Annotated in this window: 7 protein-coding genes; all 7 read left to right on the top strand. The window is 63.4% G+C overall.

Annotated elements, in window-relative coordinates:
- Nucleotides 1–470: 470 nt before the first annotated feature.
- The 7 genes from IT350_01765 to IT350_01735 all read left to right on the top strand — a co-directional run bounded on the left by IT350_01765 (nt 471) and on the right by IT350_01735 (nt 8,028).
- On the top strand, nt 471–1,196 hold the full coding sequence (locus IT350_01765) for a hypothetical protein (GenBank protein ID MCC6156749.1): 726 nt from the start codon (nt 471–473) through the stop codon (nt 1,194–1,196).
- A 194-nt stretch (nt 1,197–1,390) separates the two neighbouring features.
- On the top strand, nt 1,391–1,771 hold the full coding sequence (locus tag IT350_01760; GenBank protein ID MCC6156748.1) for a response regulator: 381 nt from the start codon (nt 1,391–1,393) through the stop codon (nt 1,769–1,771).
- Between the two features lie 74 nt (nt 1,772–1,845).
- Nucleotides 1,846–2,307 carry a chemotaxis protein CheX gene (locus IT350_01755; protein ID MCC6156747.1) on the top strand — a complete coding sequence of 154 codons (462 nt, stop codon included), beginning with the start codon at nt 1,846–1,848 and terminating at the stop codon, nt 2,305–2,307.
- Nucleotides 2,308–2,335: 28 nt separating this feature from the next.
- Nucleotides 2,336–5,512 (top strand): chemotaxis protein CheW, encoded by a 3,177-nt coding sequence (locus IT350_01750; protein ID MCC6156746.1) that lies wholly within the window; start codon nt 2,336–2,338, stop codon nt 5,510–5,512.
- Nucleotides 5,512–5,982, top strand: a complete 471-nt coding sequence (locus tag IT350_01745; protein ID MCC6156745.1) for a purine-binding chemotaxis protein CheW — start codon at nt 5,512–5,514, stop codon at nt 5,980–5,982. The genes IT350_01750 and IT350_01745 overlap by 1 nt, the downstream gene beginning before the upstream one ends.
- Before the next feature lie 52 nt (nt 5,983–6,034).
- Entirely contained in the window at nt 6,035–7,180 is a 1,146-nt protein-coding gene (locus IT350_01740) for a chemotaxis response regulator protein-glutamate methylesterase (protein ID MCC6156744.1), read from the top strand.
- Nucleotides 7,180–8,028, top strand: coding sequence for a protein-glutamate O-methyltransferase CheR (locus tag IT350_01735; protein ID MCC6156743.1), 849 nt, complete (start codon nt 7,180–7,182; stop codon nt 8,026–8,028). The genes IT350_01740 and IT350_01735 overlap by 1 nt, the downstream gene beginning before the upstream one ends.
- Nucleotides 8,029–8,035: the final 7 nt, after the last annotated feature.

The raw sequence follows: 8,035 nt of genomic DNA, 5'->3' as shown, positions 1-8,035 counted from the left end.
GGCGCGAACGAACACGCCGCCATTTCCAATGGCAGCAAGGGATATGTCAAGACTGATTTGAGCCTGCCGAGACGATATTAGGCACTACAATTTTGCGAAAATTCGAAAAATCGCAGCGTAACTATGCGATTTTATTCAGGTCTTGAAATTCAAACCGCCGACAACGGTCGAAGATGAGTTAGAATAAGATCAAATCATCGAAAATACAATACCATTGGCGGGGCACCCTCGCCGCACGGCGCGAGCGGGTCGCGTGTTCACGGGAAGATCCTTCACTTCGTTCAGGATGACAACACCGCAGGGCAACAGGGCGTTCATCGGTGTTCGTTGGATGCGCCAACGGAAAACCGGGGTGCACGGGCCGCGCTGCGTCGCCAGTTTGCAGCCGCACCGCTGCGTGTCCCCGCGCTCCCGGTCGAGCTTGCGTTCCGGTTCCGTTTGAGCGAATCCCAAATGGGAGGCGCGTTCCCATGAAGTTCGAAGTGAAGTGTCCATCGTGCGGTACGCCGACGTCTCTCGGCGTGTTTGATCTCGTCGGCAACGTCTCTTGCAACACGTGCGGATTCGCGGCGAACGCTCGCGAGTTTCTCGAAAAGAGTGCCGCGAAATTTCCCGATCAGGCCCCTGCGGGACTACGCCCCGCGTCCGACGGGGTGATCGACGTGACCGGCGCCATGCGCCCGATGGAAACCGGGGTGCGGATCGAGAATATGCCGGGCTATCGGTTCTTCGCTCACATCCCTCCCGCCGGTTTTTCGGCGAGCGCCATCGGGCTCATCCTGTTCACCGTGATCTGGTGCGGCTTCATGGTGATGTGGAACGCGATGGCGATCCGCGAGCGCCGATGGGACATGCTGGGTTTCGGAGTCATTCACGATGTCATCGGCATCGGCCTGCTCCTCGCGCTCGTCTGGCGGTTCGTGGGCATTACCGAAATCTCAGCCGAGTACGGTCGGCTCACCCGGACACGCAAGCTGCTCGGCGTGCCGCTGCGCAAGGTCATCGATGCGTCCGACGTCAGCCGGGTCGAGTTGAAGATGGTGCGTCGAAGCAAGGGCGGCTCGTATCCCGCGTTGATCCTCGTTTCCTCGAAACGCGAAATCGGGCTGATCGCGAATCGCGATCCGGACGACATGCGGTGGCTCGCATCCGAACTGCGGAACTGGTTCGGATTCGGGGATCGGCGCGAAGGCTGAGTCGTTTCTCGCCGCCGACGGCTCCCCGATCCGGTGAAGCCCGATTTTCGCGCGAATCCGCCCAAGTTTACGCGCCGCGCGCCCCGAAACGAAAATAATGCTCAATTCACACGGAATGCGCTCCGATACGAGCCATAGAACACGGCCGATCGGTGCGGCACGAATACGCAGGGACGCGGGCGGGGAGTGAGAAAATGGCAAAATCGCTGAAGATTCTGACCGTGGACGATTTTTTTTCGATGCGCCGCATCGTCAAGAACCTGCTCAAGGACCTGGGGTACGACGAGGTTCTGGAGGCGGACGACGGCTCGACCGCGTGGAAGACCCTCGAGGAGCAGAAGATCGATTTCATCATCAGCGACTGGAATATGCCCAAGATGACCGGGCTCGACCTGCTAAAAAAGGTCCGTTCGGACGAGCGGATGAAGGGGATTCCGTTTCTGATGGTGACGGCCGAGTCCGAGAAGGGGAACGTGATCGAGGCGGTGCAGGCGGGGGTGACGAACTACATCGTCAAACCGTTCACGCCCGAGGTCTTCAAGCAGAAGGTCGAGCAGATCATCGCGGGCATCTAAACGCGCCCGGAACCGGACAAAGGGCCGCGCGCGAGGGCGGGCGGCTTGCGAAAAACGCTTCGCGGGGGACTTGCATGAACGTCGAGTATATCAACCCGTTTCTCGATTCCATGATCAATGTGCTTTCGAGCATGGCCTATACGCAGGCGACGCCGGAAAAGCCCTTCGTCAAGAACGGCAAAGGCGCGTTCGGCGACGTGACGGGGATCATCGGCATCGCGGGCCCATCCACAAAAGGCTCTCTCGCCATCACCTTCCCCGAGCCGGTCATTTTGATGATCGCGTCGAAGATGCTGGGCGAGGACTATTCGCAGATGGAGCCCATCGTCATCGACATGGTCAGCGAGATCGCGAACATGGTCCTGGGCGGCGCGAAGAAGGTGCTGTCCGAAAAGGGCTACCGGTTCGACATGTCGATCCCGTCCACGATCATGGGCAAGGACCACACGATCACGCACAAGACCAAGGGCAACGTGATCGTGGTGCCGTTCAACACCGAGCAGGGCCAGTTTTTCATCGAAATCACGTTCGAATAGGGGCGCCCACAGGGCGAGAGGGACCGCCATGGACGACAAGTACCGAGCCGTTCTTCAGGACTTCATCACCGAGGCCCGGGACCACCTTCAGGTGCTCGAGCCCGATCTGCTGGCGCTGGAACAATCGGGCGATCCCGATCCGGATGTCGTGAACCGGATTTTCCGGAGCGTGCACAGCATCAAGGGCGCGTCGGGGTTCTTCAACCTGAAGAACATCAACGAGCTCGCGCACGTGATGGAGAGCCTGCTGATGAAACTGCGCGACAAGTCGCTGGGCGTCTCGTCGGAGCTCGTCGACGCGCTGCTCGCGGGTTCGGATCGTCTCTCCGCCATGGTGGACGATGTCGAGAACGCCGACAGCTTCGATATCAGCGCCGAAAAGTCGCGCCTCGTCGCGCTGCTCGATGCCGCGAACGGCAAGCCCGCCGAGACGGCGAAACCCGCCGCGGCGGCCTCGGCGCCGCCGATCGCGGCGCCCGCGCTCGCGCCCACTCCCGCCCAATGGGAATCGTGCCAGGCGTCCGGTCGAATGGCCTATCTGATTCGCCTCGACGCCGACGTCGATCTCCGGGCGGGCGGCCGCTCGGCGCTCGACGTGCTCGACCAGCTCAAGACCGTGGGCGAGTGCCTGGCGAGCGATCCCTCGCGTGAGAAGCTCGAGAGCCACACCGACGCCGCGAATGTCTGGATTCTCGGCGCGAGTGTTCTGGAAAAGGACCTCTTCGCGATGGCGCTGCGCGTCGCGGACGATCAGGTGAGCCGGGTGGAGCCGCCGGCGGCGCTACCAGCCGGGAATGCCGAGGTCGTCGTCGAGTCCGTTTCGACGCCCATACCGGCATCGATGCCCCCGTCGACTCCGAGGAAGGTGAACGGAACGTCGCCCGCGAACGGCAAGACGAATGCGTCGCCCGCCGATGCGCCCGAATCCGCCGCGACGGCGTCGCGCGGGCAGGAAGGCGCCGAGACGCTGCGCGTCAGCGTGTCGCTGCTCAACCACCTGCTGAACCTCGCAGGCGAACTGGTGCTTTCGCGCAACCAGCTCACGCAGCTCCTGATCGACCGCGCCGGCGAAATCCGCGGCCTGAATTCGGTGCTCCAGAACCTGAATCTCGTGACCGGCGAGCTGCAGGAAAGCATCATGTACACCCGCATGCAGCCGGTCGGCGGGGTGTTCAACAAGTTCCCGCGCATCATGCGCGACCTGGCCAAGAAGCTCGACAAGGACATCGAGCTCGAGATCCAGGGCGGCGACGTCGAACTCGACAAGTCGATCATCGAGTCGCTGTCCGATCCGCTCACGCACCTGATTCGCAACACGGCCGATCACGGCATCGAGTCGCGCGAGGACCGCGAGAAGGCGGGCAAGCCGCGCGTCGGGCGCGTGCTGCTGCGCGCGTTCCACGAGGCGGGCCTCGTCAACATCGAGATCAGCGACGACGGGAACGGAATCGATCCGTCCGTCATCCGGCGCAAGGCGGTGGAGAAGGCCGTCGTGTCCGCGGAGGCCGCGGCGCGCATGAGCGACCGCGAGGTGCTGAACCTCATCTTCGCGCCGGGATTCTCGACCGCCGCGCAGGTGACCGACGTTTCCGGCCGCGGGGTCGGCATGGACGTGGTGAAAACCAACATCGAGCGGCTCGGCGGAACGGTGGAACTCGATTCCACCAAGGGCGAGGGCACGCGCGTGAGACTGCGCCTGCCGCTCACCCTCGCGATCATCCCGTCGCTGCTCATCGGCGTCGGCGAGGAAAAATTCGCCGTGCCCCAGGTCAGCATCGTCGAACTCGTGCGCATCCGCGCGCGCGACGCCTCGAAAAGCATCAAAGAGGTCAACGGTGCCGAAGTGCTGCGCCTGCGCGACCAGCTCCTGCCCCTCGTGCGTCTGTCCGAGGTGCTCGGGATCCGCGCCACGTATGTCGATCCCGAGACCAATGATGAGTGCGACGAACGCCGCATGACGCTCGTCGATCGCCGCGCTCCGGACGGCGAACCGAATCGCTTCCGCGTGGACGGCGAGACCGGCGAACTCGTCGCGATCAACGGCGGTGCGCAACGGTCGCACCCGGACCGGCGTGGCGGGCCGGATCGCCGATTCCATTCGCAAAGCGCCATCAACATCCTCGTGCTCGTGGCGGGCACCAACCAGTTCGGCCTCATCGTCGACCGCGTGTTCGACAACGAGGAGATCGTGGTGAAGCCGCTGTCCAAGTACGTCAAGGAAAACTCCTGCTACTCGGGCACGACGATCATGGGCGAGGGGCGCGTGGCGATGATTCTCGACGCCAAGGGCATCTCTGACACGGCAAAACTCGCGTTCGAGGACGTGGACCGCGCGAACGTGGCGATGGAGCAGGATGCGATGCGCAACGGTCTGCGCGAGCGCCAGACCGTGCTGCTGTTCCGCAACGGCCCCGAGGAAATCTTCGCCATGTCGCTTTCGCTCATCACGCGCATCGAGAAGGTGCCGTTGGGCGACATCGAGCGCGTGGGAGACCGCGAGTTCATCAAGTACCGGGGCGGCGCGATGCGCCTCGTGCGCCTGCATCACCATCTGCCGGTCTCCGCTCCGGCGAGTGACGGCGCGTTCCTGTACGTCATCGTGCCCAAGCTGATGAAAACCGCGGTCGGCATCGTCGCGACCGAGGTCGTCAACGTCCTCGAAACCGAAATCGACCTCGACACGACGAACCGCGCCGAGGGCGGCATCATGGGTTCGGCGATCGTCAACGAGCGCATCACGCTTGTGCTCGACACCTTCGCGCTCATGGAGAAGGCGGATCCCGAGTACTACGGCGCCGAGGCGCCGATCCGCCGCGCCGAGGGTTCGTACCGCATCCTGCTCGCCGAGGACACGCCCTTCTTCCGACAGCTCGAGCGCGACTATATGGAGTCCGCGGGCTACGCGGTCGACACGGTGCGCGACGGCGAGGAAGCCCTCGAGGCCCTGATGAAGACGCACTACGACCTCGTGGTGTCGGACATCGTGATGCCGCGCATGGACGGGTTCGAACTCGTGAGACGCATCCGCGGCAGCGGCAACGGCCACGCCGGCGTGCCGGTTCTCGCGCTCACGTCGCTCACCGACGAAAAGTCGCGCGACCTGGGCACGAAGAGCGGCTTCACGGATTACGCGGTGAAGATCGACAAGGCCAAGCTTCTCGAGACCATCCACAACCTGCTGCAATCCGCGACGAGGGCTGCGTGATGAGCGACAAGCAATACACGACGTTCTATCTCGACGATCACCTCTTCGGCGTGGACATCCTCTACGTCCGCGAGATCAGCCGTCAGCTCGAACTCACGCCGGTGCATCGCGTGGGGAACTACGTGAGGGGCCTCGTGAACCTGCGCGGCCAGATCGTCACGGTGCTCGACCTGGGCGTCAAACTCGCGCTCGACCCGCGAGAGGTGTCGGCCACGTCGCGCAACATCATCCTCAAGACCGAGGGCGAACTCGACCGGCAGGCGGTGCACACGGACGAACACGTCGGCACCGGGACCGATGTGGTCGGTCTGCTCGTGGATCGCATCGGCGACGTCGTCACCGTGGACGAATCGGAGATCGAGAAGCCCCCCGCGAACGTCGGCGTGATCAGCGGCAAGTACCTTTCGGGCGTGGTCAAACTCGATCATGGCCTGCTGTCGATTCTCAAGGTGGCGCAGGTCTGTTCCTGATCGAACCGGTCGCGCGCCGAAACGTCGAACTCGACCCCGGAAACCGGTGGACATGAGCTGGAACGCCGCCAAAGCTGCCTCGCCGGAACCCCGGAGTCGGGTTCTGGTCGTCGACGACACCGTCACCTATCGGCGGATCATGACCGACGTCGTCGAACGTCTCGAAGACGCCGAGATCGTCGGCACCGCGCCCAACGGCCGCATCGCGCTGCTCAAGATCGAACAGCTCAAGCCCGATCTCGTGTTTCTCGACGTCGAGATGCCCGAGATGGACGGACTGGAGACGCTCAAGGCCCTCAAGCCCCGTTGGCCGCACATCGGCGTCGTGATGGTGAGCGGCGCGAGCACGCACAACGCCGACATCACGATCAAGTGCCTCCAATCCGGCGCGATCGACTTCGTCCCAAAACCCGAGGGAATGGGGATCGACGCCAGCGTCGAGTGGCTGCGCAAGCAGATCTCCACCGTGCTGATGCTCCACCGAACGCGACAGCGCACCGCCGCGATGCGCGCGGGACGGGATTCGCGTCCCGAATCCGCCCCGGCGATCCTGCCTCCTCCTCCACCTCCGCCCTCCGCCCGGATCGCACCTGTCCCCGGCGTCTTCGACGTACTCGCGATCGGCTGCTCCACTGGCGGGCCCGAGGCGCTCGGAAAAATCATTCCGCTCCTGCCCGGCGATTTGGGCGTGCCGGTGCTGCTCGTTCAGCACATGCCGCCGAAGTTCACCGAGTCGCTCGCGCGCAACCTCGACGGAAAGTCGCCGCTCGCGGTGAAGGAGGCCGCGGACGGCGAGCCGATCCTGCGCAACACGGTCTACATCGCGCCCGGCGGTCGGCACATGGTCGTGCGCGAAGAGGCGGGGCAGACGGAGCGGCGGATCGGCATCAACGAAAATCCGCCCGTGAAAAGTTGCCGTCCTTCGGTGGACGTGCTGTTTCGCTCGGTCGCGAACACGTACGGCAAAAACATCCTCGCCGTCGTGCTCACGGGCATGGGCGACGACGGCGCGGACGGCGTCGCGACGCTCAAGCGCAAAGGCTGTTACTGCATCACGCAGTCGGCCGCGACGTGCGTGGTGTACGGGATGCCGCGCGCGATCGACGAGGCGGGCCTGTCCGACGCGCAGATCGCCCTGCCTGAGATCGCAACCCGAATTGCAGATAAGATTCGCCCATTTGGCCGGAGGTCGACGTGATGGCGCTCGCCATTTCGAACGAGGAATTCACGTTGCTTCGCGACTACATCGAGGAGCAGTGCGGAATCTCGCTCACGAGCGGAAAGGAATATCTGATCGAGAGCCGACTCACGACCATGGTCGTGGAGTCGGGCTCCAAGTCCTTTCTGGAGTTCTACCGAAAGATCAAAACGACACCCGACCAGCGCCTTCGCGACAAGCTGGTCGACGCGATGACGACCAACGAAACGCTCTGGTTTCGCGACAAGTCGCCGTTCGCGGTTTTTCAGGACGTGCTGCTGCCGCAGTTCGACGCCGAGATCGCGTCGGGCAAGCGCATGCGCGTACGAATCTGGTGCGCGGCGAGTTCCACCGGACAGGAGCCGTATTCGCTAGGGATGTGCGTGCACGAGTTCTCGCGGCTTCGGCCCGGCGCGGCGCTCCGTCCCGCGAACGTCGAGATCGTCGGCACCGACATTTCGCCCTCGGTGCTCTTTCTGGCCATGGCGGGCCGTTACGACCAGATTTCGATGGGCCGGGGTCTCGAGGATGCCATGCGCGACCGCTACTTCAAGCAGAACGGCCGCGTGTGGGTTCTGGACGAGTCCGTAAAGAAGATGGTCACCTACAAGCGCCTCAATCTTCAGTCCGACTTCGCGGCGCTCGGGACCTTCGACATCATCATGTGCCGAAACGTCGCGATCTATTTTTCCGAAACCTTCAAGAAAAACCTGTTCGCACGGCTCGCCCGGGCCCTGAACACGGGCGGACACCTGTTCCTCGGCTCCGCGGAGAGCCTGTCGGGGTACAGCACGGACTTCGAAATCCGCGATCACCAACGGTCGATCTACTACCAGGTGAAGCGGTAAGGAGCGC

The sequence above is a fragment of the Deltaproteobacteria bacterium genome (genome assembly GCA_020845895.1).
Taxonomy (GTDB): Bacteria; Lernaellota; Lernaellaia; order JACKCT01; family JACKCT01; genus JADLEX01.
This window is presented reverse-complemented; position numbering and strand designations above follow the sequence as displayed.